This window comes from Rhodococcus sp. ARC_M6 (assembly GCF_022810305.1).
GTDB lineage: Bacteria > Actinomycetota > Actinomycetes > Mycobacteriales > Mycobacteriaceae > Rhodococcus_F.
Genome location: NZ_JALGQH010000121.1, coordinates 1 through 255, shown reverse-complemented (window position 1 = coordinate 255; position 255 = coordinate 1). Strand labels below are relative to the sequence as shown.

The window sequence follows — 255 nt, the reverse complement described above, 5'->3', positions numbered from 1 at the left end:
CCGACTCGTCGAACCCGTACACACTCTCCGTATTCGCGAACAACTTCGCCACCGTCGAATGCGGAACCTGCACACCCTTCGGGCGACCCGTCGAACCCGACGTGTAAATCACATACGCAACATTCGAAGTCCGCAGCGGCGCAACACGATCCGCATCCGAAATCGGCGAACCATTCACACCCGACAGATCAACCGTGTCGATATCGACCACCGACAGATCAACCGGCAACACCAACTCACGACCCGACCACGAAA

The 255-nt window shown here is 57.6% G+C and carries 1 protein-coding gene; it reads right to left on the bottom strand.

The window, feature by feature from the left end:
• The coding region (locus MTX36_RS30790; protein WP_243623223.1) for an AMP-binding protein at window positions 1-255 on the bottom strand (255 nt) is incomplete at both ends.